Genomic DNA, 606 nt, shown 5'->3' with positions numbered 1-606 from the left:
GCAATCCACCAGCTGGTATTCGTAACCAGGGTAGATAAAAATTTCAGTATCGCCGAAGAATGGAACCAATTCAGTGCCTTTCTTCAATGCATCTTGCGCTGCACTTTCGAGTGAACGTACTGATGTTGTACCCACTGCGATGATGCGACCACCGCGAGCTTTGGTTGCATTGATGGCATCCACCACTTCTTGCGGTACTTCTACATACTCTGCTTGCATGTGGCGATCGTGGATGTTATTCTCTTTTACGGGTTGGAACGTACCTGCACCGACGTGTAGTGTAACGTAAGCGAACTCAGCGCCTTTGGCTTTGATCTTATCTAAAAGAACGTCATCAAAGTGCAGGCCAGCCGTAGGTGCTGCTACTGCGCCTGGTTTTTGGTTATATACGGTTTGGTAACGCTCTTTATCTGCGTCTTCATCTGGGCGGTCAATGTATGGAGGAAGTGGCATGTGGCCAATTTCTTCCAAAATTTCTAATACCGTCTTATCAGAGTTAAATTTCAGTTCGAATAGGGCGTCGTGACGAGCCACCATTTCCGCTGAGTATTCATCATTCTCGCCCACAATAATGGTAGTGCCTGGTTTTGGTGACTTGGAGCAGCG

General features: G+C 47.4%; 1 protein-coding gene. It reads right to left on the bottom strand.

All coding sequences use genetic code 11. The features are described from left to right. The coding region (queA, locus tag R7P74_RS27725; RefSeq protein WP_318123883.1) for a tRNA preQ1(34) S-adenosylmethionine ribosyltransferase-isomerase QueA at positions 1 to 606 on the bottom strand (606 nt) is incomplete at both ends.

Source organism: Vibrio sp. 2033, from assembly GCF_033339735.1.
This window is presented reverse-complemented; position numbering and strand designations above follow the sequence as displayed.